The following is a 26,439-nucleotide window of genomic DNA, read 5'->3' on the forward strand; positions in this document are numbered from 1 at the left end:
CAGGGACATGACTTCTCCAGCGACCCCGCGCGCCCGTCGGCGCGCGCTGACCGGCACCCTGACCGCACTCGGCCTTTCGTCTGTCATGATCACGACAGTCGGAGCGCCGCCGGCGAGTGCCGCCACCTGGCCGACGCCGTCCAGCAGTCAGCCCGTGAGTTCGACCATCTCCGTCTCGGGTGTCAGGGACGGCGGCATGGTGCGGTACTACGGCAGCGGCGACCTGGCCGGTGACGGCCAGGAGGAGGGCCAGGACCCGATCTTCAAGCTCGCGGCCGGCGCCACCCTCAAGAACGTCATCATCGGCGCGCCCGGCGCCGACGGCATCCACTGCGAGGGCAACTGCACCCTGCAGAACGTGTGGTGGGAGGACGTCGGCGAGGACGCCGCCACCTTCCGCGGCGGCTCGACGTACACCGTGACCGGCGGTGGCGCCAAGAAGGCGGCCGACAAGGTCTTCCAGCACAACGGGCCCGGCACCCTGAACATCTCCAACTTCGCCGTCAGCGAGTTCAAGACGCTGTACCGGTCATGCGGCGACTGCTCCACGCAGTACACGCGCAAGGTGAACCTCAGCAACATCGAGGTGACCGGCACGGGATCCACCGCGCGGCTCGTCGGCATCAACGTCAACCGCAACGACGTGGCGACCCTGCGGGGCATCACGATCCTGAACGACTCCAGCCGGAAGGTCATCCCCTGCCAGAAGTACAACAACAACAGCGCGGTCGGCACGGGCCCCGACAGCACCAACTGCCTGTACGCCGCCTCGGACATCACCTACAGGTAGGCCGACACGGGTGAGCCGACACAACGGGTGATCCGACACCGGTGAACCAGGGCCCGGCGGCCGGACGAACTTCCCTTCCCCCCCCACGGAGGTTCGCTCGGCCGTCGGGCGCGTGCACGTCACCGACCGGCGGACTGCCACTACGCCGCGAACTCCTTGGTGATGCGGTCCAGCATGAACGCCGAGGACTCGTGGGCCCGTTCCTCCCAGGCGAAGACGCAGGCGGTGGCCACCCCGTCGAAGTCCAGTTCGCGCAGGGTGCGGAAGAAGGCGTCCCAGTCGACCTCGCCCTGGCCGATGTCGAGGTGCTGGTGGATACGGGCGGTCGTGCCGGGCGGGTTGAGGATGTAGCGCAGACCTGAGGAGCCCTTGTGGTTGAAGGAGTCGGCGATGTGCACGTGCTGCAGCTTGTCCCCGGCGTAGCGCATCATCTTCGCGATGTCCGCCCCGACTTCGGTGGCCCCGGAGAGGTGGAAGGAGTGCGGGGCGCAGTAGAGGTAGTTCACCCAGGGCTTGTTGATCGCCCGTACGAGGTCGACCGCGGGGGTGTTCTCCTCGCAGAAGTCGTCCGGGTGGGCCTCCAGGTTGAGGGCGATGCCCTCGCGCTCGAAGATGGGCAGCAGTTCGTCCATCGAGTGCCAGAAGGCGGCCTCGCTCGCGGCGGCCTGCTCGGGGCGGCCGTTGAACTCCGAGTTCATCAGGGAGCATCCGAGGTCCGCGGTGATCTCGATCATGCGCTTCCAGTAGCGGACGGCGGCCTGTCGCTCGGCCTCGTCCGGCGACGACCACTTGTACAGCGGCAGCACGGAGGACAGCCTGACGCCGTGCGTGCGCAGGGAGTGCTTCAGCGAGGCGATGCGTTCGTCGTCGGCCCGCGGGTGCAGGAAGAAGGGCATGAAGTCGTCGCGGGGTGACAACTCGATGTGCTCATAGCCGAGTTCGGCGACCGTACGTACCATGTCGTCCATCGGCAGGGCGCGCAGCATGTACGGGTCGAGGGCGATCTTCATGCGGTGCCTCCGTAAAGGGCCGGGCGGGGCTTCATGTCGACGGTGACGACCGCGCCGCCGGAGTCCAGGGATTTCACGGCGGCGTCGGTGATGACGGTGGCGGCATAGCCGTCCCAGGCGGACGGCCCGGTGGGCTCGACGGCTGCCTCGACTGAGGCGATCCACTCGCGGAACTCGGTGTCGAAGGCGTCCACGAAGCGGCCCTTCCAGTCCTGCTGGACGGCGGTGCCGTGGCGCCCGGCGGCACGGACCCCGACGGCCGCCGGGTCGGGCAGCCGTACGAGGCCGTCCTCGCCGACGGTCTCGCACTGGATGTCGTAGCCGTACTGGCAGTTGACGAAGACCTCAAGGTCGACGCGGACGCCGCCGGCGGTCTCGAAGTACATGATCTGCGGATCCTTGAGGTGCGCGAACCGCTTGCTCGTGGCGCGCGGGGTGATGACCTGGGCGGAGACGATCTCGTCCTTCAGGAGCCAGCGCAGTACGTCGATCTCGTGCACGGCGGTGTCCTGCGCGGCCATGCGGGAGGTGTACGCCTCCGGGACAGTGGGGTTGCGGTGGGCGCAGTGCACGATAAGCGGAGTGCCGATGCCGCCGGCGGCGATCACCTCCTTCATCTGGCGGTAGCCCGCGTCGAAGCGGCGCATGAAGCCGACCTGGACCAGGCGACGGCCGTGGGCGCGCTCGGCCTCGACGACGCGCAGGCAGTCCTCGGCGGTGGTGGCCAGGGGCTTCTCGCAGAAGACGGGCTTGCCGGCGGCGACGGCGTTCAGGACGTGCTCGGCGTGGGTGGGACCCCACGAGGTGACGAGGACGGCGTCCACCTCGGGGGAGCCGATCAGGTCGGTACCCGTGGGGAGCGCGGTGGCACCGACGCGGGCGGCCACCTCGGCGGCGCGCTCCGCGTCGATGTCGGTCACGGCGGTGACGGCGGCCCCGGTGACGACCTCGGTGAGTCGTCGTATGTGGTCCTGGCCGATCATTCCGGCGCCGATGACACCTACGCGTACGGTCATGGTCGTTTCCTTCGAGGGGTCGTCTGAGGGCGGTGCGATGTCTTGCGGGAAGAGCCACTGTCGCGCTCTACTAGCGCGCTCTAGTCCGAGTACGATGACTGCTGTCCAAATGTCATGTCAATGGCTTGTTGCTGGGAGATTTCGCGAGCGCCGCCGAGGCGAGCGGCTCCGGAGGGTGGTTCACAGGTGGATGCGGCGGGCAGGCAGCGGCCCACGATGGCGGACGTCGCCGCGAAGGCGGGCGTGTCCAGGGCGCTCGTCTCGATCGTCTTCCGCGGCCGGCCGGGGGCGAGCCAGGAGACACGCGACCGGGTCCTGCGCGTCGCCGACGAGATCGGCTACCGCCCCGACAGCGCGGCCCGACTGCTGGCCCGCGGCCGCAGCCGCACACTCGGCGTGATGTTCACCGTGCACCAGGCCTTCCACACGGACCTCATCGAGGCGATTTACCCCGAGGCCGAACGCCTCGGCTACGACGTCCTGCTCTCCGCGTCAGCGCAGGGCCGCAGCGAGGCGAAGGCGGTCGAGGCCCTGCTCAGCCACCGCTGCGAGGCGCTGATCCTGCTGGGACCCGACGCGGAGGCCCCCTACCTCGACGCACTCGGACAGCATGCGGTGACCGTCTCGGTCAGCCGACGCGTCCCCCGCGCCCGAGTGGACTTCGTGCACTCGGCAGAGGCCAAGGGTGCACGACAGGCCATGGACCACCTCGTCGAGCTGGGCCATCGCCGGATCGTGCACATCGACGGAGGCCGTGGCCCCGGTTCGGTCGAACGCCGGCGTGCCTACCGGGCCGCGATGCGCCGCCATGGGCTGGAATCCGAGGTGCGGGTGATCCCCGGCGACCACACGGAACAGTCGGGTATCGACACCGGCCGCCTGCTCCTGGCCGAGCGCGACCGGGGACTGCCCCTGCCGACGGCCGTACTCGCGGGCAACGACCGCAGTGCGATGGGCCTGTTGATGTCCCTGACGCGGGCCGGCATCGACGTTCCCCACGACCTGTCCGTCGTCGGATACGACGACAGCCACCTCTCCCACCTGATGCCGATCGGCCTGACCACCGTGCGCCAGGACGCGGTCCTCATGGCGGAACACGCGGTGCGGTTCGCCGTGGAACGCCTGGAGAACCCGGAACTGGAGCCGCGGGAAGCGGTGTTGGACCCGAAACTCGTGGTGCGGGGGAGTAGCGGGCCTCCGCCGGAGAAGGGCACGACCGGTGGGCAGCCGCCGGGCGGGTGACCCGCGTACTTGAACCCACGCGTCAGGGAGTGGCAGCCGTTCTCACGGTTGAAGATCCGGGGCGCGACAGCCTGTTGCGTGGGGCGATCGACCTTGTGGGCGGTGTGGCTTCGAGCGGCGCGGAGGAGACCGCCTACCGGGAACTCACCGCCCCGGACGCCTGGGTCCGCCCCGAAGCCCGAAGCCCGAAGCCCGAAGCCCGAACCGCGTGACCGCCCAGCGACGTGAGCGAAGGCCTGAATCCTCGGCGGCCCGAGGAGCGAATCAATCGACGGTGACCACGACCTCGACCGGGTCGCACTCGGGTGCGGAGGCGAGGAGGCGGATCTTGCCGGGGCCGGTCGGACGGAGGACGGCCAGGGCGCGGCCTTCGTAGGTATGGCGTTCGGCGGCGTCGAAGCGTTCCTCTGTGGACGGGTCCGCACTGCCGAAGCCCAACAGGACGCCCGCACCGGAGACTTCGAGGCGCACCGGGCGGTCCGCCGCGGTGTGGAGGGTGCCGTCGGCGTCCGTCAGGGTGAGGGTGATGTACGCGAGGTCGCCGCCGTTCGCGGTGATGACCGAGCGGTCGGCCTCGGCGCGCAGTCCCACCGGGCCTGTCGTGGACCGCAGGGTGTGGCGGCCTGTTTCGGCACCGTCGCGGTAGGTGACGGCGAGTAGCTCACCGGGCTCGTACGTCGTGTCGAACTCGGTGCGGAAACGGTGGTCCTCGCCCACTGCTCGCCGCCCCAACGAGCTTCCGTTGACGATGAGTTCGACCTCGTCGGCGTCGCCGTAGACCTCGACCGTGACCGGTTCGCCCTCGAAGCCGGGCCAGGTCCAGGTGGCGACGGTGTCGCTCCATGCCCAGGGCGTTCCCGCGTACGTCTCGCCGTGGTGCTCCGGCCGCCGGACGGCCAGGTACGGCTGTGCGCGCAGGCCGAAGACGATCTCGCGGTAGTAGGACGCGGGGCGTCGGTGGCCGGTGATGTCGAGGTCGCCGCAGCCCGCGACCAGGTAGGGATAGGGGGCGGTGTGGGAGGGGCGGGGTGTGCCGGGGGTGAGGTACTGGGGGCGCCCGATGCCGACCTCCCCGAGGTAGTCCCAGCCGGTCCAGGTGAAGTCGCCTATGACATGGCCGTGTCGCTCGACCAGGCGCCAGTTGCCGTCGATGCGGGTGGGGAAGGTCTCGGTGCCGAGGATGATGCGGTGGGGGAACAGGTCGCGGTCCAGGGCGTAGCGGGCCTCTGCGTAGTTCATGCCGGCGACGTCGAGTACGGCGAAGGACTCGGCCGTCTTCTCCGTCACGAGGCCGGAGGCACTGATCGCGTTCATCATGTCGCCCGCGTCGGCCATGAGGGTGTTGATGCCCTTGTCCTCGGCCTCGCCCGCACCAGCGTCGGCCGTCTTCTCCGCCTCCTCCGCCTTCTTCTCCTGCGACTGCCGGGCCAGCGCGCCCAGTTCGGACATGACGGCCAGCATGCCGTTCACCGCGTTGGTGACGTAGCGGGAGTGGTCCGACTCGCGGACCTTCTCCGCGAGTTTGCGCCCCCATGTGGCTCCGACGGGCGAGCCGGTCTCGGGGATCTCGTTGCCGATCGAGTACATGATGACGCTGGGGTGGTTGAAGTCCTTGGCGACCATCGCCTCGATGTCGCGCTCCCACCACTCGGGGAAACTCAGGCTGTAGTCGAACTCGCTCTTGCCGGACGTCCACACGTCGAAGGCCTCGTCCACCACCAGCACGCCCAGGCGGTCGCACGCGTCCAGCATCGCCTTGCTCATGGGGTTGTGGGACATCCGGATCGCGTTGAACCCGGCCTCCTTGAGGAGCTGGACCCGGCGTTCCTCGGCGCGGGCGAAGGTCGCCGCGCCCAGCACCCCGTTGTCGTGGTGGATACAGGCACCGCGCAGCTTGACCGTCTCGCCGTTGATCCGCAGCCCCCGCTCGGGGTCGAGCCGCAGGGAACGGATACCGAAGGTGACAGCCTCGGCATCCACGTCTTCGTCCCCGTCCCGCAGGGCCACATCGGCGGCGTACAGGGCGGGGGAGTCCGGGCCCCACAGCAACGGGCCGCGTACGTAGAGGCGTTGGCGTACAACAGCGGGCTCGCCCGGCAGGACCGTGGCCTTCGAGACGTCGCTCGCGACGATGTTCCCGTCGGCATCGCGGATCTCCGTGACCACGTCGACCGTACGGATCGCGATCGAGTCGTTCTCGACCCGCGTCGCGACTTCGACCACCGCCCGCTCGTCGTCGATGTCCGGGGTGGTGACGCGGACCCCGTCGGGCGGGATCCGGACCACCTCGCCGACGAGCATCCACGTGTCGCGGTAGATGCCCGCGCCGGTGTACCAGCGCGAGTCGCGATGGGCGCGGGCCTCGACGCGGATCTCGTTGTCCTGGCCGAAGCGCAGGAATCGGTCGGCGTCGATGAAGAAGTGCGAGTACCCGAAGGGCCGTTGCCCGGCGTAGTCGCCGTTGATGAACACGACGGCATCGCGGTAGACGCCCTCGAACTCGAAGAGGATCCGCTTGCCCCGCTGCTCCTCGGGAACGGAGAAGGTCTTGCGGTACTCGTACGTCCCGCCGGGGAAGTACGCACCGGCACCGCCCTCCATCGTGACCTCGCCACCGGGGGCCGCGCGCTCCCGCTCGACCATCGCGTCGTGCGGCAGCGTCACAGGCCTGAAGGGAACCCGCGTGCCGGACAGTTCGGCGAAGGGATTGACCTTGGCGCGGGTCTGCCAGCCGTCGTTGAAGGACGTACGAATCATGTGTTCTCCGTGAGTTGTGGGGCCGGGCAGCGCTCCGGGGCCGATGCCTGCCCGCGAAGGCTTACGTCTCGTCCAGGACCGTCGAGGCCGCTCCGGCCGGCCGTGCACCCAGCCAGGCGCGGCTGCGCTCCAGCAACTCCCGGGCGACGCGCGTACCGGGAGCCCAGACCTCGAAGCCGTGGGGTGCGCCGGGAACGAGGTCGAAGGCGCAGTCGACGCCCGCGGCGCGCAGCCGTTCCGCGTAGGTGCGGCATTCGTCGGTGAACAGGTCGATGTCGCCCACGCCGATCCAGGCCGGCGGCAGCCCGCTCAGGTCGGTGCGTCGGGCCGCGACCGCGTAGTCGGGGGTGCGCGGGCCGCCTGGCCCGGCGCCGAGGTAGGCGCCCCAACCGGTCCGGTTGGCGGCGTTGTTCCACACCCGGTGCCGTACGCGGTCGAGTTCGCGGCGTGCGGCGGTGCGGTCGTCGAGCATCGGGGAGAACAGCCACTGCCCGACCGGCTGGGCCCCTCCTGCATCGTGCAGCCGCTGCGCCAGGCAGGCCGCCAGCCCCGCGCCGGCGCTGGCACCCCCGACGACGATGAGCTCCTGGTCGACCCCGAGGTCCCCGGCGGCCTGCTGCAACCACTGCCACGCGGCGAAGGTGTCGTCGAGGGCGGCCGGGAAGGGGTGCTCGGGGGCGAGGCGGTAGTTCGTCGAGACGACGACGATGCCGAGTTCGTGGGCCGTCGCGGAACAGAACGCGTCGTCCTGGACGACGTCGCCGATGACGTACCCACCACCGTGCACCCACAGCAGCGCCGCCCCCGAACCACCGCCGGCGGGCGAGTACACGCGTATGTCCTGCCCCTGGCCGATGTCTTTGACGTCTCTGACGTCGACGCCCTCGACCGGCTCGCCGAGCCCGCGCCGACGGACCAGGGCCCGCACGACGTGACGCCCCCACCTCCACCGGATGGGCAGCCGCGGCATCCGCGCCACGCTGCGACGCAGCTCCGGGTCGACCAGGTCGAGCTTCATGGGCGTATCTCCTCGAATCCGGTCCGGGGCACGCATCGCGCGTATGGTAAATCGTATTACCAGCCGCCTGCGGTACGGTATCCAGCGCATCCCGCACCGCACAAGCCCCAGACCAGACCGCATGCAGGAGGCCCGCCGCCGGCCTCCGTCCCGAGGAGCGAGTGAGTGAGCAGACCCGCGCGCGCGACGGCCAAGGACGTCGCCCGGGCCAGTGGCGTCTCACAGACCACGGTGAGTTTCGTCCTCAACGGAGCGGCCGGGCACGTCTCCCAGGAGACGCGGGAACGGGTGCGGCAGGCCGCTCGCGAACTCGGCTACGTCCCCAACGGCTCGGCGCAGGCGCTGCGCAAGGGGGCGTCCCGCATCGTCCTGCTCAACATCGAGGGAATCCCCACCGGCAGCAGCCTCGGCAGCTACATCCGGGGCCTCGACGCCGAGCTCGCGGCGCACCAGCACGTGCTCCTGGTGCTGCACGGCCACCTCTCCTCGCAGGCACTCTCCGACGTGGCCCAGGCCGTCTCCGCACGGGCCGTGATCGACCTGGGCGACGCCGGGCGTGCGGACGTGATCGCCACCGGCGCATCCCTCGACGTCTTTTCCGCGCAGGCCGATGTCCCGGTCCGGTACCTCGTCGACCGAGGCCACCGACACATCGCGAACGCCATGCCGGACACCCCGGAACTCCAGGCTCTCGCCGGTCTGCGCGAGCGCCTCATCCGGCAAGCCACTCGCACCGCGGGCCTGGCCGACTGCCCGGCACTGGTCCTGCCCGCCAGCCTCGGCGCGGCCGAGGACCGGCTAAGAGCCTTCCGTGCCGAACATCCGGAAGTGACCGCCGTCCTCGCCTACAACGACGACCTCGCACTCGTGACGCTCGCCGCGATGCGGAACTTGGGCCTGCGGGCACCGGAGGACCTGGCCGTCGTCGGATTCGACGACACCCCGCACGGAGCGCTGTTCTCACCCGCTCTGACCACCGTGCACATCGACGCGGAAGCCATCGGCCGAATCGCCGCACGCAGCGCACTTGGTCTGCCGGCGCCGGACACCACTCCGGAACCGGCCCGAGTGATCGTTCGGCAGTCGGCGTAGCCGACCACTTCGTGTGTCTTCGGGCGGCTCGTGGGTGGTGACTGCCGGCGAACACCGGGCCCGGTCCGGGCCCGGTGCCGGGCCGCGACCGGGTTCCGGCTGTTCAGCGACTTCACGGGACCGTCAGCCGACGTCGAAGAGATTCGGCAGTCGCAGACGGTACCGCGTGCGGTCGTGGCGTTTGAGCGCCTCGAGTTCCGGGGCCCGGTACAGCGGGGTGACGGTGCATCGTTCGGCGGCCGAACCGACCGTGTCCAGCAGGGCGTTGACGGCCTGCCGGGCCGAGGTGTTGGCGCCTTCCATGGTGGCCAGATCGATGGGCACGGCCACATAGTCGCCGGACAGGAAGAGGTTGGGGATCTTCGTGGCCGACTGCGGACGGTGGTGGAAGGTCCCCGTCGGATGGATGAGCAGCTGTTCCTCGTTGACCGGGTTCGGGGTGCCGAGTCCGTCCACGGCCGGATCGAGGAACCAGGAGTGCAGCACGGAGTCCTTGAGGACCGTACGGCCGGTGTCGTTGAGCGCCGCCTTCAACTGCGCCCACACCTCGCGGGCGACTTCGGCGCGGGTGCACTGCTTGGCCGTCTTGCCGTACAGGATGCCCGGCTGGTCCCACTCGGAGACGTCCACGGACAGACAGTCCGCGACCGTGCCGTCACCGAAGTCCTTGGGAAAGTCGTGGCCCGGCCAGTGCTGGGCCTGGGCGATCGCGGTGAGCGACCAGGGGGAGTCGATGAGGTCGAGGTGGCCGTGCAGGATCGGCGTACGTTCGGTCAGATAGAACTGGATGCCGGTCATCCAGTCCGTCTCCAGCCGGTCGCACTCGGCGAGTTGGGGATCGGCGGCGCGTACGGCGGAGTTCCAGGTGCGGCGGGCGTGCTCGACCGGCATGGCCGAGATGTAGTGGTCGGCGGTGACGGTCCTGCGGACACCGCCCGGGTCCTCCATGACGGCCCCGGCTATCCGGCCCGCGTCCAGGGTCAGGTCCCGTACGGTCCAGCCGACGTGGAACTCGACCCCCAGCGACTTCAGATACGTCACCCAGGGGTCGATCCAGGCCTCGTTGGTGGGCGCGTTGAGGATCCGGTCCAGTGGTCCGTCCGCGCCCCGCCCGAGGATGTTGAAGGCGAAGGCCTCCAGCAGGGTGGCGACCGTACGGGTACTGGCCTCCTCCGCCTTGGTGGCCACGATGTTGCGGGTGATGCCGATGGCGAGGATCCGCTGGTAGTCGTACGACATCCGTCCGGCCCGTACGAACTCCCACCACGGCATCTGCTCCCAGACGTCGTCGCGGCGTTCATCGCAGCTGGTGAGGAAGACGAGGAAGCGGTTGGCGAAGTAGAGGGCCTCGTGGAGGGGGAGGTTGAAAGCGGTGTCCAGGACCGAGGTGAGGGCGCGGCGGATCTCGTCGGGGGTGAGTTCGGCCGGGGTGTTGCCGGGCCAGGGAAGCGGGATCCGGATGTCCTCGCGGCCGCCCGACCGGGCGAACAGCATCTCCTTGGGGGCGACGAGGTTGTCGTGGACGCCGCCCGGGTTGCCGGGGAAAGGGATGCGCCGCATGGTGTCGGGCAGGTTGTGGTAAATGCCGGGGATGAAGCGGAAGCCGTGCTCCCCGGGCAGGGGTTCGCGGCCGCCCGTGGCGCTGTCCGGTACGTCCATGCTGCGGGCCTTGCCGCCCAGTGCCTTGCGCTCGTAGACCGTCACCCGGAAGCCACGCTCGGCGAGTTCGTGCGCGGCCGTGAGCCCGGCGACGCCCCCGCCCAGTACGGCCACGCTCTGTGGGGCGGCGCTGTTCTGGGCCGCGGCCCGCTGGGGAGTCGCCAGAGCGACCCCTCCGCCGGCGGCCGCGGCTGTGCCCAGGAACCCTCTGCGCGTGGTGCCGCCCATCGCTCCCCCTTACCGTCGGTAACTGTTGGCGCACGAGGATACGAGCGCCACACCGATCTCGGAAGGCGACCGACGAAGCCTGGATCACTTTGGCTTGATGCCGCATCACGCCGGCGGCACCGATGGTGTGCGGCGCAGGCATTCACGGCCCAGCGACGGCCGGCCGCATGGCGAAAGGCGGGGGCGTGCTGTGGTGGCTGACCGGTGTGGATAGGTGAAGGCCGCACCGAGGATGGCCAGGCTGTTGGGCAGGATCAGCGCGCCGCCGAGGCCGGCGACCAACTGTGCGGCGATCACCACGGCGGTGGTGCCGACGGTCGTGGGCCGGCAGCCCGGCCACCGGCGGCAGGGTGGACCGGTTGATCTGCGCCTTGGCGCCCAGGACTGACGCCTTGTCGAAGGAAGCGATGCGCGCCGCGAGTGGGGTGACCTCCCGGCGCCCCGGAACGCTGGTCAACTCCACGACGTATCTCCTGGTTGGACGGTTTCACGGCGTTGCTCAGCCGGCGAGGAAGGCTGTCACCTGGGCGGCGAAGTCCTTGGCGTGCTGGAAGAGGAAGGCATGGCCGGCGTCGCTGTACGCGACGAGCGTGGCGTCGGGGAGGTGCTGGACGGCGGTGTACGAGGCCAGCGCGGGGATCATCGAGTCCTGCATGCCGGTCGCGTACAGGACAGGCTGCTTGATGCTCTCCAGGTCCGCTCGCACCTGCTCGAAGGGAATCGCCGCGTCCTTCGCTATCGCGGCGATCTGGCCCATGGCCGCCGCCTCGGACACGTCGGCGAGCCCGGTGGCCAGCCGTGTGGCCACCCTGGCGAGGTGCGCGTACCCAGCGGCACGCCCGGTGTCCGTCTCGGGGAAGAACAGGAACACCAGGTCGTCCCCGGTGACTTCGGGCTTGGTCATGGTGGCCCGCACCTTGGGGTCCGGGTCGGGAGCGCCGGGCACCGTGCCTCCCGGGTTGGCGGCCGCCACGACCAGCCTGCGCACGAGATCGGGCCGCCGACGGGTGATGTCCTGCGCGACGGTGCCGCCCAGGGTCCAGCCGAGCAGGTCCACCTGCGGCAGCCCGAGGGCCTCGATGAACTCGACGGTGCCGTCCGCGAGTCCCTCGACCGAGTCGCGAGGGGTGCCGGTGGTGTAGCCGGTGCCGACGTTGTCGAACACGATCACGTCATGGCCGGCGGCGAGGTGGTCCAGGAACTCCGGGTCCCACCAGTCGAGGGTTCCGCGGACCCGGCCCAGCAGAACCAGTGGGACACCGCCGCGCGGGCCGATGCGCCGGTAGGTGAACGTCGCGGAGGGGCCGTCCACGGTGAGGTCCTCGGCCGCGTCTGCCAGATAGGTGCTCATGGCGGGCTTCGCTTTCCTGTCGATGTGTCGTGGGGGCTTGTGGGAGTGGTCAGGCGGGCAGGTGGTTGAGCTTGCGCAGCTGCTGGTCGAACACGCGGGAGGGAACCATGCGGCGCATGGTGCGGACACGCCCGGTCATCGCGCCGGCGGTGTAGCGCACCTTGGGCTTGGCGTCGGTCGCCGCCGCGACGATCTCCTTGGCGACGACGGCGGGGTCATCGCCGTCCTTGACCGCGCCGGCCATGTACTCCTCGAAGACGAGACGCTGCTTGGCGTAGACGTCCAGGGGCCGGTCTGGCCGCACGCTGGCCGCGTCGAACGCGGTGTTGGTCCAGGCGGGTTCGACGAGCAGGGACCGTACGCCGTACTCGCGGACCTCGTGATCGACGGACTCCGAGTAGCCCTCTACGGCGTGCTTGGAGGCGGCGTAGACCGCCATGTAGGGCTGCGGCATGAACCCGACGATGGACGAGATGTTGATGATCCGTCCGCTGCGCTGGGCGCGCATGTGCGGCAGGACGGCGTTCGTCATGCGGATGACGCCGAAGACGTTGATGTCGAAGAGGCCCTGCGCCTGCGCGGCCGAGCTCTCCTCGGCGGCGCCCGCCGAGCCGATGCCGGCGTTGTTGACCAGGACGTCGATCCGCCCGAACCTGTCGATCACCTCTGCGACCGCAGCCGTCACCGAATCGTCGCTGGTCACGTCGAGGTCGAGGAAGGTCACGCCCTTCACAGGGGTGATGTGCGCGGTGTTGCGGCTGGTGCCGACCACGTCGTAACCCGCTGCGGCCAGCGCGAGCGCGGCTGCCTTTCCGATGCCGGAGGACGCGCCCGTAACGAGGGCTACCGGTCGTGTTGTCGTCGCCATTTCGAACTCCTGACTCATGGGATCGCGTGTGCTTTTCCGCGGAGGGGACCGCTACCGGTGTCCCTCTATCGGTTTCATCAATGTATCAGGTATCTGCATAGTGGAAACATCTGAGCATCTAATGCTCATCTATCTGTATCGCCAACGTATCCTCTAGGTGAGGTCAAGAGGCGGCTGGACGCAGCCGGGCGGGGTCTCGTCGACGCACTGACGACTCGATGAAGCAGACCGCCCGACAGCGGGGTCGACGGCACGAATGAGCTGCCGTGACTGTGGGGGGCGGACATCCAGGCCGTCGTCGTGGCTACCAGGGCGACGCGACGGAGCTGCCAGGGGGCGGGCCGCACCGCCGAGCATTGGGCCGCTTCAGCGGCCTACTGGGCCCAGAACGCTCCGCGGTGGCTCAGCCGCAGTGGGCGCAGTGGTCTGCCGGTTGACGGCTCGGAGGGGATGCCGGAAGACCGGGGCTTGTCGAGGTCGAGCAGGACTGCGAGAAGCTGCGCGGGGTCAACCGGAGGAATTGGGCACGTTTGCCGTCGGTGATCCGGAATTCTGGGCGCACGGAGGAGTCCCGGTGCCGATGCCCGTCTCCGCCGCCGCTACGGGTGCGCGGTGAACCGCCCGTCGGGTCGCTCGTGCAGCCAGCCCGGTCGGCTGGCTAGGCATCATCACGCTCAGAGGTTCCAGTTGCAGCGCACGTCATCCGAAGACCCAGCTCGTCGCCGGCACCCGTTCATGGTGCACTGCGCTCAATGGGCCCGCTGGTGTCGTACCCCCCCCGCAGATGTCAGAGGACCTTGGCCAGGTTGGCGAGCGCGGACCGGTAGTCGGGGCCGACCGGACTGAGGACGGCGGTCGTGACACCTGACTCGAAGAGGTCTTGTACGCGGGCACGAACCTGGTCGGCGGTGCCCGTCAGGGCCAGCCGGTGCGCCCACTCCTCGGGTATCGCCTGAGCGAACTCCTGCGCGCTCTTGCTGGTGCGGCGCAGCGCGGCGAGCTCGTCATGGAAGCCGAGGGGGACGATGTGGGGTGCCCAGTCGGGATCGCCCAGGGGTTGCAGGGCGGGCCGTGCCGCGGAGAGGGCGGCGCGCGGGTCGTCGTCGACGACGGTGATGTTGTAGGCGGCGAGCCGGTGCGGGCGCCGCGGGTTGATGCTGCTGAGGGCTTGGCGGACGTACTCGGGTGACACCGGCTCGGCGAGCAGGGTTCCGTCGGCCACTTCGCCGGAGAGGGCGAGCGACTTGGGGCCGCGAACTCCGGCGAAGATGTCGGGGGCGCGCTCGGGCAGCACCGACGGGTCCAGGCGCAGTCCGTCGAGCTGGATGTAGCGGCCGTCCGTGTCGGTCGGCCGGCCTGCCAGCAGCGTCTTGAGCGTGTGGATGTACTCGCCCAGCAGCGTCAGAGGGCTGGCGGGCCAGGCTCCGACGCTGCGCATCCAGTCGGGCATGCCGTGACCGACCGCGATGTCGACGCGGCCGGGATGGAGCTGGGCGAGAGTGGCCACTTCCATCGCCGCGAAGGCGACATTGCGGGCCGCGGCGGGCAGAAGCCCGACGCCGACGCGGATCCGGCGGGTGCGGGCCAGCACAGTGGCGGCCTGGACGAGCCCGCCGCGATAACCGAGGTCTTCGACGACCCACAGGTCGTCGAAGCCGTAGTCGTCTGCTTCCTGCGCGAAGGCGATGACGTCGGCCTGGGGGATGTCGCGGGGGAGGAGGACGCCGATCGTGCCGGACGCTTCCTTCGGGCTCATGAGCGGTCTCCTTGGTGTTGTCCTGCGGGATGCGTGCCGGGTTGCGTGCGCAGGGACGGGTCCACCGCGACGGTGGTGCGGTCACGTGTATCGGCGGCGGGAGCGATGAGGATGGCGGCGGCCACGAACACCAGAACAACCACCATTGCCGAGCGCAGCCCGTAGTGGTCGCCCAGGAACCCGAGGGCGGGCGGCCCCACGAGGAAGGCCACGTAGCCGATGATGGCGACCAGCGAGACGCGGGCGGTCTGGTCGGGGCCCGAGTCGCCCGCCGCCGAGAGGGCCACAGGGAAACCGAGGGAGGCCCCGAGTCCCCAGAAAAGTACGGCTGTTGCCGCTACGACGGCGTTGTCGGAGAAGATGACCAGGATGAGTCCGACGGCACCGGAGACGGCGCTCGCGCGCACGACAGTGGCCCGCCCGAAACGACTGAGGAAGAAGCTGCCGCTGAAGCGCCCCAGGGTCATCGCCGCCGCGAACCCCACAAAGACGAGCGAGCCCATCGCGGCGTCAAGGCCGTGGCCGTCGACCATGAGCAGCGGAAGCCAGTCGTTGGCGGCGCCCTCGGCCAGCGCCATGGCCAGCACGATGGCGCCGATCAGCAGCAGCTTCCGGTCCTTCCACACCTGAGGCTTGGACTGTTGTGCCGGACCCGGCGTCGATTGCGCGGCGCTGATGCCGACACCGGCGGGAACGGCACGCAGGGCGTAGACCAGAATTCCTGTGGCGACCAGGGCGACCACGGCCAGATGCCAGTGGACGGGAAACGCGGCGGCGGTGGCCGCCATTCCGGCCGAACCCCCGACGACCGTGCCCAGGCTGAAGCAGCCGTGCAGCGTGGGCAGCACTGTGGTGCCGGTGATGCGCTCCACGTCGGCGCCGTCCACGTTGATCGCCACTTCGCCCCCGCCCATGCCCGCGCCGAACAGGCACAGTCCCGCGGTTACCAGGGGCGCGGACGGCACGGCGCTGCCCGCACCGATGACGACGGTGCCCGCGATGATCAGGGCAGTGCCGAGGGCGATGACCGGCCGGGTACCGAACCGGGACACGAAGCGGCCGGAACACAGAATGCCGATCATGGAACCGACGGACAGACCGAACAGGGTCAGGCCCATCTGCCCGGTGGACAAGCCCAGTTGGTCGCGGACATCCGGGGTGCGTGTGACCCAGGACGACATGGCGATGCCTGGAAGAAGGAACAGGAGGAACAAAGATTGACGGCGTCGGCGCACGGCGCGGTCTATCAAGGGGAACTCCGCTGGGTTCGGATGCTTCGATGGGCGATACGTCGGATCGTTTGCCGAGTATCTGCACACTCGGCAAGCGGTCGGCAAGAGAAGGCAGACGGCGACGGATCAGGGAGCCGTGTCATGGAACAGGACGCAGAAGCCACGTCAGGCGGCATCCGGCCCAGGCTGCTGTCCGCGATGCAGAGCCGGATTCCGCGCACCGCCGTAGCCATGGAAGAGGCGGCAAGTCGTTCCCCCTCGGAAGCCATCGGGCTACTGAGCCCCTGGCGGCAGTCTGGCGTACGCCGTTGTAACGGACCGTCCTGGGGCCGTGTGAGCCGATGCCGCCCTGACTACCGGTACCGTTCGGGCGCACCTGTCGAGTCGAGCGTCAAACGCCGGCGCTCCGTCTCGCCGGGTGCTCTGCGTGAGCGACGCAGGCGTGTCCGGGCCCGGCGACGCCGTCTAGCTCTCGTCACCAGTCGTCGCACCGACGTGGCGCGACCTTTGATCCGTGTCATTAACGTATCAGATAGAGCATTATGAGCAACGCTTGAGCATCAGTTATCGGGATACCCGTAGCGTTCACGTATCCTCTATGGGGGGATCGGGGTAGCGAACGAGGCAGGAGACAGACATGGGCCGAGCACTGCGGGCAGATGCCGAGCGCAGTGTGCGCGCGATTCTGGAGGCGGCTGAGCGGGTCCTCGCCGAGGACGCCGGCGCCTCCATGGAGCAGATCGCCGAGGCGGCGGGGCTGACGAGGATCACGGTGCACCGTCGGTTCGCGAACCGGCAAGCGCTGTTGGAGGCGCTCGCCGTCTCCGCGAAGCAGCAGCTCATCGACGCCATCGAGGAAGCCCGGCCCGACTCCGCTCCCGCGCTCGTGGCGCTGTACCGGGTGACCGCGAACGTGATGCGGGTCAAGAGCACCTGGCGCTACACCCTCAGCCACGCCACGGCCCACACCAGCGCAGCAGCCGCCCTCTGGGAGGAGATCAACGCCCACACCGTCGAACTCCTGAACCGGGCACAGGATGAGGGACTGCTCGCCCATGACGCGGACCTGGAGTGGACGCGGCAGGTGTACTACGCCCTCCTCAGCGAGGCCCTCAACAGGCCCGGCGCGGGCCAGGACCCTGCCGCACAGGACCCGGACGCACTGGCCACACTCATCATCGACACACTCCTGCACGGCGCGGGACCACGCGCCTGAGCGCAATGCTCGACAGGGCGCCGGACTCCGGGTGGCCGTCGACGCCGAAGCATGACAGTGGCACTCGCGCCTGGTGGCGTGCTCGGCCTTGACAGCCGGGCGGACGCACTGTGGGAGCACCTCGGTCGCTGCGCCCCGCACTCGGGGGTGGGCCCCGCGCACGGCAGGGCCACCTGCGGCAACGGCCGCAGGCGCCCGCAGCTGCCTGGGAGCCGACCCCTGACGGGGTGGCGGCCTCCGCTTACGCGGTCGAGGGACTCAGGCCCAGGCGGGCACCAGTATCGGTGGTCGCGTACGCTCGCGGACGTCCGAGAGAGCCGTCCTTGGCGGTGTGCACCATGAGGACGACGACCTTGCGGGCGCCGATGAGCACGGTGGGGATACCGCACAGCCCGAAGCCGCCCACCGCCGGCGAGGCCCCTTCCGGTATGTCGGCGACCGCATCGGCGGCCGAGGCCATGACCTTGTCCACGTTGTTTCATGCCTTTCTCCCGGTGCCGGACGCTGTATCGGGCACCGGGGTCTGCCGGAGGCGGGTTGTTCAGGGAGCGGAGCCTTCGGGCTCGGGAGAGCCGTCGCTCCGGGTCGATTCCAGCCGGTGCGGGGTCACTGCCTGCGGCGGGCGGATGGCACGGGCACCGGGGCGACGCCCTCGACGACGGTGTTGCTGATGGTGCCGATGCCCTCGACCGTCATGGTGACGATGTCGCCGGGGACGAGCGGCGGGGGTTCGAAGGTGCCGCCGCGGCCCCAGAGTTCGGCCAGGCAGCCGCCGTTGCCGCAGGTGCCGGAGCCCAGGACGTCGCCGGGGCGGATCCAGGTGCCGCGGGAGGCGTACGCCGCCATCTCCTCGAACGTCCAGGCCATGTTGGCCAGTCGGTCCTGGCCGACGGTCTCGCCGTTGACCTGGACGGTCAGGGCGAGGTCGAGGAACCCCTCCGGGTTGCGGTGGGGTTCGAGTTCGTCGGCGGTGACGAGCCAGGGGCCGAGGGTGGTTGCCGTGTCCTTGGCCTTGGCCGGGCCGAGTTTGACCCTCATCTCGCGGCCTTGCAGGTCGCGGGCGGACCAGTCGTTGAGGATCGTGTAGCCGAGGATGTGCTCGCGTGCCTGGTCGAGGGTCAGGTCCCGGCCGGGCTTGCCGATGACGGCGGCCACTTCGAGTTCGAAGTCGAAGCGTGCGCAACCCGGCGGCACCGGCACGTCGTCGTGGGCGCCGATCACCGAGTACGGGTTGGTGAAGTAGAACGCGGGGGCTTCGTACCACTCGTCGGGCACGGTGTCGCCGTATCCCTGGGCGATGCCCGCGACATGGCCTTCGAAGGTCATGTAGTCACGTACGGTCGGCGGTGGCAGCGGTGGCAGCAGCCGTACGTCGGCCAGGGGCAGCGGCAGGGAGCCGGTCAGGGCGCGTTCGCCCGCCCCGCGCAGGGGCTGCTCGCCCTCCATGACCAGATCCAGTAGTTCGACGGGGTGTTCGAGCGGGTGGACCTGGTCGCCGGCGACAACTCCCGGCTGCCGTTTCCCGTCGTGCACGAAGGTCGCGAACCTCATGCCGCGCTCCCCTCGGTCTCGGCCGACATCGTGCCGCTGCGCCCGAAGCCGACGAAGACGGCGGCGATCGCAGCGGCGGCCAGACAGGCGACGGCGGTGAGGATCAGTCCGTTGTTGTAGCCGCGGGCAAGTGCCTCCGTGGTGTACGGGGCGAGCTTGGCGCTGAGCGGACCGAGGTCGGCGGTGTGCAGCGCGAGCGGGCCGCCCTCGTGCAGGACGGCGGAGGCGATGCCGTGCTCCTTGGGGGTCAGGCCCGCGTCGGCGAGGCTGCCGGTGATCTGACGTGCGGCCATGCCGAGGGCGACGGCGCCGATGATGGCGGGGCCGAGGGTCTGGCCGAGGTCGCGGACCAGGCTGGTGGTGGCGCCCGCCATGCCGGTCAGCTTGGGCGGTACGACGTTCACGGCGGCGGCGGTGAGGGCGGCGACGACCAGACCGAAGCCGACACCGTTGAGCACCAGCGGCCCGAGCAGGGGGATCAGGCCGCTTTCGTGGATCGGCACCGCCCGCAGCCACAGTTGGGCTCCGGCCAGCGAGACGAACCCGGTGACGAGCATGGGGCCTGGGCCCACCCGGTGCAGCATCCGGACCAGCAGCGGCCAGATGAGCGGGGTGACGCCTTGGATGATCAGGAAGGGCACTGCGGCCTGGAAGGGGCCCTGGTGTTGGATGACGCCGAGTCGGATGCTCAGGTCGTACGCGCCGCCGAGGAAGCCGAACATGCCGATCACCGCCATCGCGGCCGACGCGGCGAAGGCCGGGATACGGAACAGCTCCAGGCGCAGCATCGGGGCCGCGCTGCGGCTCTCCACCAGCACGAACGCGACGATGAACACGGCGAAGGCGACGAAGGACGCGACGACGGGTGTCGAGCTCCAGCCGTCGGAGGGGCCCTGGATGATGCCGTACAGCAGGGTGAGCATGGCCACGGCGATGGCGATCTGGCCCGGCCAGTCGAGCGAGCGGCCCTCGGGGGCGCTGGACTCGGTGGCCAGCAGCCAGGCACCCACTGCGGTGATCACGGCGAGCACGCCGGTCACGCCGAACGCCCACTGGAAGGAGGCGTGTTCGACGATCCCGCCGGACATCAGCGGGGCGAGGAAGGCGCCGAGCGACAGGGCCGTGGTCCAGGAGGCCAGCCCCTTGGCCCGTGCGGCCGGGGTGGTCGTGACCGCGGTGATCATGGACAAGGAGGCGGGGAAGAGCGCGGCGGCTCCGATGCCGGAGATCGCCTGCCCGGTGATCAGCTGGGCTGCCGAGTCCGAGGTGGCGGACACCAGGTAGCCGACGGCGGACACCAGTGCCGCGCCCACCACCAGTTTCTTACGGCCGTACAGGTCGCCCACGACGCCGAAGGTCAGCGCGAGGACGGCGGCGGGCACCAGGAAGGCGTCACTGATCCAGGTCAGTTCTCCGCCGGACGCATGGAGGGTGCGCTGCATGACGCCGTTGATCGCGGCGGGCAGGACCAGTCCGATCTGGGCCAGGCAGACGGCCAGACAGCCGGCGATGATCGTGCGGGTGTGGCGTGCCGTGGCGGCCGGTGGGGTGTCGGACGACGACGGGGCGGCGGATGGGTCGTAGGCGGGGACGGAGACCATGTCTCCTCCTTGGCAGGGTTGGCGGGACGTGCGGCCCGAAGGGGGAATGCGGGGAGTTGGGCGCACCGGAGGGGGCGGTGCGCCGGTTGCGGAGGGCGGGGCCTCGGCAGGGCGAGCGGGGGAGCGTCGTCAGACGCGGGGGCAGAGCTCGGCCATGCAGCCGAACAGCCCGGGGCCGTCGAGTGGGGGCAGCGCGGGGTCGAGCTCCCGGTAGACGGTATGCACGTTGACGGCGAGGCGTTCGCTCTCGTGCAGGTCGGCGAAGCGGCCGAGGCGGATGTCGCGTGCCGCGTCCATGACCGGCATGCCGGTGGTGAACCGGGCGGTGGCCTGCTCATGGACGTATTCGAGGTAGTCGCGGATCTCACGGACCGTCTGTTTGGTGGTGACAGGGCCGTGGCCGGGTACGACGATGTCCGCGTCGAGGCCGAGCAACAGGTCGCAGGCGGCGAGCCAGCGGGTGAAGGGGCCGTGCCAGACGACCGGCGCCGCCCCGGCGAAGACGATGTCGCCGGTGTAGACCGTCCGGGCCTGCGGCACGTGCACGATCGTGTCCCCGGCGCTGTGCGCGGGGCCCACGTCGATGAGGCGGACCTCGGCGCCGCCGATGTCCAGGACGCTCTCGCCGTCGAAGATCCGGTTCGGCAGTGCGGGTTCGATGCCCGTGTAGTCGAAGCTGCCGAAGATCCGTCGCGCGAAGTGTCCGGCGGGACTGTCCATGCCGGTCAGCGCCAGCATCTCGGCCGGACCCACCTGGCGCATGTCCGCCACGGACCCGCGGGCCGCGATGATCTCGGCGTGGGCCACGAGCTGGTTGCCGAACCAGTGGTCGCCGTTGCCATGGGTGTTGACCACGGTGGCGATCGGCGCGGTGGCGGTCAGCGGCGTCAGCGCGTCGAGCATGGTCTCGGTCAGCCGCAGGTCGTAGAGGGTGTCGACGAGCAGTGACTCGCCCCGGCCGGTGATCAGTCCGGCGTTGCTCATGCCCCATCCGGCATCGCCCGCGATCCAGGCGTAACAGCCGTGTCCGAGTTCGACACAGCCTGTTCGGGATGCCACGGAAGCCACGTTGCCTCCTGTCTCGTCCCGCATCAGATAGCGAGACCTCAGTGTATTTTTGGACTGGAGTCCATCAATGGAGGACAATCTAAGAAGGCGGTATGGCGGCGTCAATACCCGTGTAGCCCTGTGCTGTACTGGAGGCCATGAAGATCCCGGAGGCAGGAGTCGAAGTCGTGCCCGCAGCGCCGCCCGTCGGACGCCGGGAACGCAAGCGACAGCAGGCGCGCGACCAGCTCTACGCCGCGGCGCTGCACTTGTTCGTCACCCAGGGGTACGAGGCGACGACCATGGACCAGATCGCCGAAACCGCCGACGTCGCCCGGGCCACCGTCTTCAACTACTTCTCACAGAAGGTCGGGTTCCTCGAGGAATGGGGAGTCCGTCGCCGCGCTCGCGTCAACGAGATCCTCGGCTCCCAGCGCGCCGAGGACCTGCCGGTCGGAGACCGGCTGCGCCGTTACCTGAAGGAGATGGCCGACCTCAACGTCGCCTCCCGCGCCGAGACCACCGTCCTGATGGACGCCTCCGCGCGGTATGGCAGCCTCCTTCAGGATCCGTCTCTGGAGATCGAACTCGCCAGGATCGTCGAACAGGGTCAGCAGCGCAGGGAGATCAGGGCGGACGTCGGCTGCGACCAGGCCGGACAACTGCTGGCCGCCTGCTACTTCACGACAATCCTGCGCTGGATCCGAGAAGAGCCGGCCCCCTTCGACCTCCACGAGCGACTCACAGGGGCGCTCGACATCATCCTGCCGGGGCTCCTCGTCGGCGAAGCGGCCTGACGCGGCACGTCACCTTCATCCAGCCGCTTGCACAGAGGTGAACCCACCCTTCAGCCGTCCTACGCCCTGGGCCTACTGGTGGGCCGCTGGGGCACGGCCTTCTTCGCCCTTGGCCGCCATCGTCTCGCGGTGGCCGGCGCCGAGGCGCTCTACACCGACATGAGGCACTTCGGCTCCCGGGGAGGTGCCGTTGCCTTCGTGGCGCTGAGCGTCGGCAGGTCAATCCGCTGCGCGCGAGTTCGAGACCCCTCTCCGGGCCGGGGTGACCGTCCGGCGCCGGTTCGAGTCCCACCCGCCCCACCTACGTAGGCTTCTGACCTTCGGATACGTTCCTTTTTTGGGTGTCGGCTCAACGGCCCGTACCGAAGACGGCCGAACTTCTCAAGGAGTCGCATCACGAGGCTGCGAGTCGTGGCCGCGAGGTACTACGAGGCGATGGTCCGCTACGGGGCAGGCGTTCTCGTGGCGGGCCTCCAGGGCCGGCATCATCAGGGCCGCTTCTCGGGTTGGGCGGGTGCCGAGGGTGAGGTCGGCGGGGTGGCCCTGATCGCGCAGCGGGGTCGTGATGCCGGGGTGGGTGCGGCCGTAGTGGGTGGCGTGGCAGGTTTCGTCGTGGTGGGAGAGGGCCCAGGTGGTGGGGGCACCGACCGTCGCCAGGTCGGTGATCGTGCGGGCGATGACCTCCCTCCGCTTGTCAGCCTCCCGGGCGCGGTTGAGGAAGTCGAAGTTGGGTGTGGCTCTGTGGGAGGGATGGCTCCGCCGGTGCACATCCGGCCAACGGCGCGAACGTATCGGAGGCGGATCAGTGGCTGAGCAGCCAGCCGATTCGGTCGTAGGCGAGGACCTGGTAGCCGACCATGATCACAAGGAGCCGGCGGGCCGCGCGGCGCAGGCCGGCGAAGTGCAGCGCGGCCACCGCGCCGAAGAACACAGTGAGTTCGAGGAGCAGGCGCACTGGTCCGGGGGTGTGGAAATCACTCTCGCCAGAACGGGACGGGTCATCCGGCACGGCGAAGGAACCCCACGCCCAGCCCACAGCCACGGGCAGTGCGACGACCAGCAGCCAGCGCCACGGAGAGGGGACCTTGCGCCAGGACCAGACGGCCAGGCAGAGCAGCGAGACCAACTCGAGCAGGAAGCGGATCGCGAGCATGGCGTCGTTGTTGGCGAGCGCCAGCGTGACGTTCACCAGGCCTCCGCATGTGCCTCAACCAGCATGTCATCGTCCCCCGTTGGTGCCGACTCGCGCGTGCTGACAGCCGTGGATCAGGTCACGTCGGGTGGGCTGAAGCATCCTTCCGCAACCGGGAGGCCCCGACAAGAGCCGACGACCTGAACGAGGCGGGGACTGTGGTCGGCCACAGCGATCCGCCGTACCAGAGCCTCCACTGCCGCGACTCGTGGGGACGGTTCCTGCGCTGGTGCATGTTCTCCGACCTGATGGACCTCGACGACGCCCGCCGGTACGTCGCCGACATGCTCGCCGGCATGGACGTCCGGTACGACCGGGGCGACGACCACCGGTTCGTCGGCACCCTGTGCCCGGACATGAAGGTGACGCTGGAGCGGTCCGACCCGGACGTCGTCACCGCGGTGACCCGGTCGGCGGACCTGCTGCGTGAGGGGCGTTGGGCTCCTGCTCGACCTCGTCGACCGCGCGGAGGTCCGCGACGCCGTGGCCGCGTGGATTGGACGGGTCGACACCGTCACCGCCCGCACGGACCGGGTGGACGTCGACGCGTTGCTCATCCGGCCCGACGGCTGTGTCGCCCGGGCCTTGCCCACCGGGCAGGACCTCGACGCCGCCACGCTGGTGCGTGCGCTGGGCACATGGTTCGGCCAACCGGCCTGAGCACCGTCTAACAGTCGTCTCAGGTTCGCTCGGTAGGAAGTAGGCGTCCAGATAAGCAATAGCAACCCGTATGTAGGAGGCTAGTGATGGCAGTCAACGCAGCGCCGTCCGGGGAAGCGCCGGCCGGTCGGTTGGCAGGCCGGTGGGTGCCATGGTTGGTGATTGGCTTGTGGCTGGTGCTGGCGGTGGGCATGGTGCCGCTGAGCGGAAAGTTGAGCTCGGTCACCACCGACAGTGCCGTGGACACCCTGCCGGCCAGTGCCGAGTCCACCAAGGTGGCGGCGCTGGACGACAAGCTCCCCGGTGGTGAGGACAACACGTTCGTCTTCGTGTACCACCGCGCCGGCGGCATGACCGACGCCGACCGCGCGACGGTCGAGCGCCACTACGACACCCTTACCAAGAAGTACCCGCCGAAGGGGACAGCGGCGGCCGGCGAGGACGACGAGGGCTCACCGATGAGCCGCTCCGCCGACCGCGAGGCGATGGTGTTCACCCTCGATGTGAACATGTCCTACGGCCCACCGGAGGACCTCGTCGGCCCGGTACGTGACGCCGCGAAGGACCGCCCCTCCGGCCTGGAACTCGACGTGACCGGCCCGGGCGCGATCGACGGCGACATGGATGCCGTCTTCGACGGCATCGACACGCAGGTCCTCCTCACCACCATGATCGTCGTCACGCTCCTGCTCATCATCACCTACCGCAGCCCGGTGTTGTGGATCATCCCGCTGCTGGCTGTCGGTGCGGCCGCACTGACCTCGATGGGCACCGTCTACCTGCTCGTCAAGGGCTTCAACATCGTGGTCAACGACCAGAACTCGGCGCTGCTGACGATCCTGGTGTTCGGCGTCGGCACGGACTACGCGCTGTTGCTCATCGCTCGATACCGGGAGGCACTGCACCACCATGAGAACGTCCGGGTCGCGATGGTCCACGCGCTACGCGGCGCGGCGCCGGCCATCATCGCGTCCGCGGCCACCGTGGTCGCCGGCCTGCTCTGCCTGCTCGTCGCGGACCTGAACAGCACCAGCGGGCTGGGCCCGATCGGTGCGGCCGGCATCCTGTGCGCGCTGGTGGCCATGCTGACGCTGTTCCCGGCGGTGCTCGTGGTGCTCGGCAGGCGGGTCTTCTGGCCGGCCATCCCGCGGTTCAGCACGGCCGTGCAGGAGAAGCCGGGGCTGTGGGGACGGCTCGGCACCGCCATCAACCGCCGCCGGTGGATGGCGACGCTCGGCTCGCTCGGAGTCCTCGGCGTGCTCGCCCTCGGGCTGGCGGGCAACACCGGCGCCCTGCGGGAGCAGGACCAGTTCCTGAACACGCCGGAGTCGGTCAACGGCTTCACCGTTCTCCGCGAGCACTTCCCGGAGTTCGGCGGCCAGCCGATGACGATCTTCACGCGGCCGGCGCACCAGGAGCGGGTGCTCGACGTCGTCAAGGACACTCGCGGTGTGGCCGAGGCCGTCCCGGAGCAGACCAGCGGTGGCTGGGCCACCATCTCCGTGACCCCGAAGGACGCGCCGGACACCACCGCGGAGTACGACACGATCAAGCGGGTACGCACCGCCGTGCACGCGGTGAGCGGGGCTGAGGCGATCGTCGGCGGGCCGAGTGCGGAGAACCTCGACACCGAGGTGACCACCGTGCGCGACGAGAAGCTGGTGATCCCGCTGGTGCTCATCGTCGTCCTGATCATCCTCGGGCTGCTGCTGCGCGCGATCCTGGCCCCGCTGGTCATGATGACCACCGTGGTCATCTCATTCGCCGCGGCCTTCGGCGGCAGCGTGTTCTTCTTCGACACGGTTCTCGGGTTCAAGGGCATCGACTCTTCGGTGCCGCTGCTGGCATTCCTGTTCCTGGTGGCGCTCGGCGTCGACTACAACATCTTCCTGGCCAGCCGGGCCCGGGAGGAGACCCTGCGTCTCGGCACCAGAGAGGGCATGCTCAAAGCCCTTTCGGCCACCGGTGGCGTCATCACCTCGGCAGGCCTGGTCCTGGCGGCCACGTTCGCGGTCCTCGCCACACTTCCGCTGGTGATGCTGGTCGAGGTCGGGTTCCTGGTCGCCTTCGGCGTGCTGCTCGATGCCCTGCTGGTGCGGTCGGTCCTGGTGCCCGCCCTCACCTTGCTGATCGGCCGGCGGATGTGGTGGCCGAGCCGGCTGTCCCATCCAGCGGCGGAGCTGCCGGACGGTCAACAGCCGCTCGCCGACGACAAGGAGCCCGCGCTGCAACGGTGAGGTGAGCGCGGCGGCACGGACGAGATCCGGGACGGGGCCCCAGGCCCGTCCCGGATTTTTCATGGGCCCGACGGCCGCCGCCCTTTGGTGCTGCGCCGCGCCGCCGGGGCTGGGGTCGG

23 protein-coding genes and 1 pseudogene are annotated in these 26,439 nt (G+C 69.7%); 8 read left to right on the top strand and 16 right to left on the bottom strand.

Annotated features, from left to right (window positions below):
* The first annotated feature begins 7 nt into the window (after positions 1-7).
* Positions 8-790, top strand: coding sequence for a pectate lyase (locus OG718_RS47015; RefSeq protein WP_328847052.1), 783 nt, complete (start codon positions 8-10; stop codon positions 788-790).
* Between the two features lie 140 nt (positions 791-930).
* Here OG718_RS47015 and OG718_RS47020 read toward each other — a convergent pair whose 3' ends face one another.
* Complete coding sequence (locus OG718_RS47020; protein ID WP_328847053.1) at positions 931-1,800, bottom strand: sugar phosphate isomerase/epimerase family protein; 870 nt, start codon at positions 1,798-1,800, stop codon at positions 931-933.
* Complete coding sequence (locus tag OG718_RS47025) at positions 1,797-2,816, bottom strand: Gfo/Idh/MocA family oxidoreductase (protein WP_328847054.1); 1,020 nt, start codon at positions 2,814-2,816, stop codon at positions 1,797-1,799. The genes OG718_RS47020 and OG718_RS47025 overlap by 4 nt, the downstream gene beginning before the upstream one ends.
* Positions 2,817-3,032: 216 nt before the next feature.
* Between OG718_RS47025 and OG718_RS47030 the strand changes: the two genes are divergently transcribed.
* On the top strand, positions 3,033-4,058 hold the full coding sequence (locus tag OG718_RS47030; RefSeq protein ID WP_328847055.1) for a LacI family DNA-binding transcriptional regulator: 1,026 nt from the start codon (positions 3,033-3,035) through the stop codon (positions 4,056-4,058).
* A gap of 264 nt (positions 4,059-4,322) precedes the next feature.
* Here OG718_RS47030 and OG718_RS47035 read toward each other — a convergent pair whose 3' ends face one another.
* On the bottom strand, positions 4,323-6,815 hold the full coding sequence (locus OG718_RS47035; RefSeq protein WP_328847056.1) for a glycoside hydrolase family 2 TIM barrel-domain containing protein: 2,493 nt from the start codon (positions 6,813-6,815) through the stop codon (positions 4,323-4,325).
* 61 nt (positions 6,816-6,876) lie between these two features.
* A complete protein-coding gene (locus tag OG718_RS47040; RefSeq protein WP_143633663.1) occupies positions 6,877-7,833 on the bottom strand; it encodes an alpha/beta hydrolase in 957 nt (318 codons plus the stop codon).
* Positions 7,834-7,998: 165 nt separating this feature from the next.
* Between OG718_RS47040 and OG718_RS47045 the strand changes: the two genes are divergently transcribed.
* A complete protein-coding gene (locus tag OG718_RS47045; protein ID WP_306941525.1) occupies positions 7,999-8,925 on the top strand; it encodes a LacI family DNA-binding transcriptional regulator in 927 nt (308 codons plus the stop codon).
* 123 nt (positions 8,926-9,048) lie between these two features.
* Here OG718_RS47045 and OG718_RS47050 read toward each other — a convergent pair whose 3' ends face one another.
* The 6 genes from OG718_RS47050 to OG718_RS47075 form a co-directional block, all read right to left on the bottom strand.
* A complete protein-coding gene (locus OG718_RS47050) occupies positions 9,049-10,812 on the bottom strand; it encodes a hydroxysqualene dehydroxylase (protein ID WP_143633666.1) in 1,764 nt (587 codons plus the stop codon).
* Between the two features lie 105 nt (positions 10,813-10,917).
* On the bottom strand, positions 10,918-11,109 hold the full coding sequence (locus tag OG718_RS47055; RefSeq protein ID WP_328847057.1) for a hypothetical protein: 192 nt from the start codon (positions 11,107-11,109) through the stop codon (positions 10,918-10,920).
* Positions 11,110-11,311: 202 nt separating this feature from the next.
* Positions 11,312-12,163 carry an alpha/beta fold hydrolase gene (locus OG718_RS47060; RefSeq protein ID WP_328847058.1) on the bottom strand — a complete coding sequence of 284 codons (852 nt, stop codon included), beginning with the start codon at positions 12,161-12,163 and terminating at the stop codon, positions 11,312-11,314.
* A gap of 49 nt (positions 12,164-12,212) precedes the next feature.
* Positions 12,213-13,031 (bottom strand): oxidoreductase, encoded by an 819-nt coding sequence (locus tag OG718_RS47065; protein WP_143633669.1) that lies wholly within the window; start codon positions 13,029-13,031, stop codon positions 12,213-12,215.
* Positions 13,032-13,818: 787 nt separating this feature from the next.
* Positions 13,819-14,787 (bottom strand): LLM class flavin-dependent oxidoreductase, encoded by a 969-nt coding sequence (locus tag OG718_RS47070; protein ID WP_328847059.1) that lies wholly within the window; start codon positions 14,785-14,787, stop codon positions 13,819-13,821.
* Positions 14,784-16,037, bottom strand: a complete 1,254-nt coding sequence (locus OG718_RS47075; protein WP_143633673.1) for an MFS transporter — start codon at positions 16,035-16,037, stop codon at positions 14,784-14,786. The genes OG718_RS47070 and OG718_RS47075 overlap by 4 nt, the downstream gene beginning before the upstream one ends.
* A 619-nt stretch (positions 16,038-16,656) precedes the next feature.
* On the opposite strand from OG718_RS47075, the gene OG718_RS47080 reads away from it, so the two are divergent.
* Positions 16,657-17,235, top strand: coding sequence for a TetR/AcrR family transcriptional regulator (locus OG718_RS47080; protein WP_143633675.1), 579 nt, complete (start codon positions 16,657-16,659; stop codon positions 17,233-17,235).
* A 358-nt stretch (positions 17,236-17,593) separates the two neighbouring features.
* Here OG718_RS47080 and OG718_RS47085 read toward each other — a convergent pair.
* From OG718_RS47085 to OG718_RS47100, 4 genes and pseudogenes are all read right to left on the bottom strand, one after another.
* A pseudogene (locus OG718_RS47085) lies at positions 17,594-17,707 on the bottom strand (CoA-transferase); the annotation flags it as partial.
* A 134-nt stretch (positions 17,708-17,841) separates the two neighbouring features.
* Positions 17,842-18,786, bottom strand: coding sequence for a fumarylacetoacetate hydrolase family protein (locus OG718_RS47090; protein ID WP_328847061.1), 945 nt, complete (start codon positions 18,784-18,786; stop codon positions 17,842-17,844).
* Positions 18,783-20,387, bottom strand: coding sequence for an MFS transporter (locus tag OG718_RS47095; protein ID WP_328847062.1), 1,605 nt, complete (start codon positions 20,385-20,387; stop codon positions 18,783-18,785). The genes OG718_RS47090 and OG718_RS47095 overlap by 4 nt, the downstream gene beginning before the upstream one ends.
* Before the next feature lie 129 nt (positions 20,388-20,516).
* Entirely contained in the window at positions 20,517-21,446 is a 930-nt protein-coding gene (locus OG718_RS47100) for an MBL fold metallo-hydrolase (RefSeq protein WP_328847063.1), read from the bottom strand.
* Positions 21,447-21,592: 146 nt separating this feature from the next.
* Between OG718_RS47100 and OG718_RS47105 the strand changes: the two genes are divergently transcribed.
* Both OG718_RS47105 and OG718_RS47110 read left to right on the top strand, forming a co-directional pair.
* A complete protein-coding gene (locus OG718_RS47105) occupies positions 21,593-22,231 on the top strand; it encodes a TetR/AcrR family transcriptional regulator (protein WP_223064902.1) in 639 nt (212 codons plus the stop codon).
* A 27-nt stretch (positions 22,232-22,258) separates the two neighbouring features.
* Complete coding sequence (locus OG718_RS47110; protein WP_328847064.1) at positions 22,259-22,540, top strand: KUP/HAK/KT family potassium transporter; 282 nt, start codon at positions 22,259-22,261, stop codon at positions 22,538-22,540.
* A gap of 72 nt (positions 22,541-22,612) precedes the next feature.
* Here OG718_RS47110 and OG718_RS47115 read toward each other — a convergent pair whose 3' ends face one another.
* Together OG718_RS47115 and OG718_RS47120 are read right to left on the bottom strand one after the other, a co-directional pair.
* Positions 22,613-22,999 (bottom strand): hypothetical protein, encoded by a 387-nt coding sequence (locus OG718_RS47115; RefSeq protein ID WP_328847065.1) that lies wholly within the window; start codon positions 22,997-22,999, stop codon positions 22,613-22,615.
* A gap of 34 nt (positions 23,000-23,033) precedes the next feature.
* Complete coding sequence (locus tag OG718_RS47120; RefSeq protein ID WP_186001045.1) at positions 23,034-23,420, bottom strand: YrdB family protein; 387 nt, start codon at positions 23,418-23,420, stop codon at positions 23,034-23,036.
* Positions 23,421-23,849: 429 nt separating this feature from the next.
* Here OG718_RS47120 and OG718_RS47125 point away from each other — a divergent pair, with 429 nt between their 5' ends.
* Positions 23,850-24,083 (top strand): aromatic-ring hydroxylase C-terminal domain-containing protein, encoded by a 234-nt coding sequence (locus tag OG718_RS47125; protein ID WP_328847066.1) that lies wholly within the window; start codon positions 23,850-23,852, stop codon positions 24,081-24,083.
* Positions 24,084-24,169: 86 nt separating this feature from the next.
* Positions 24,170-26,320 (top strand): MMPL family transporter, encoded by a 2,151-nt coding sequence (locus OG718_RS47130; RefSeq protein WP_328847067.1) that lies wholly within the window; start codon positions 24,170-24,172, stop codon positions 26,318-26,320.
* The last annotated feature ends 119 nt before the right edge of the window (positions 26,321-26,439 follow it).

The sequence above is a fragment of the Streptomyces sp. NBC_00258 genome (assembly GCF_036182465.1).
GTDB lineage: Bacteria > Actinomycetota > Actinomycetes > Streptomycetales > Streptomycetaceae > Streptomyces.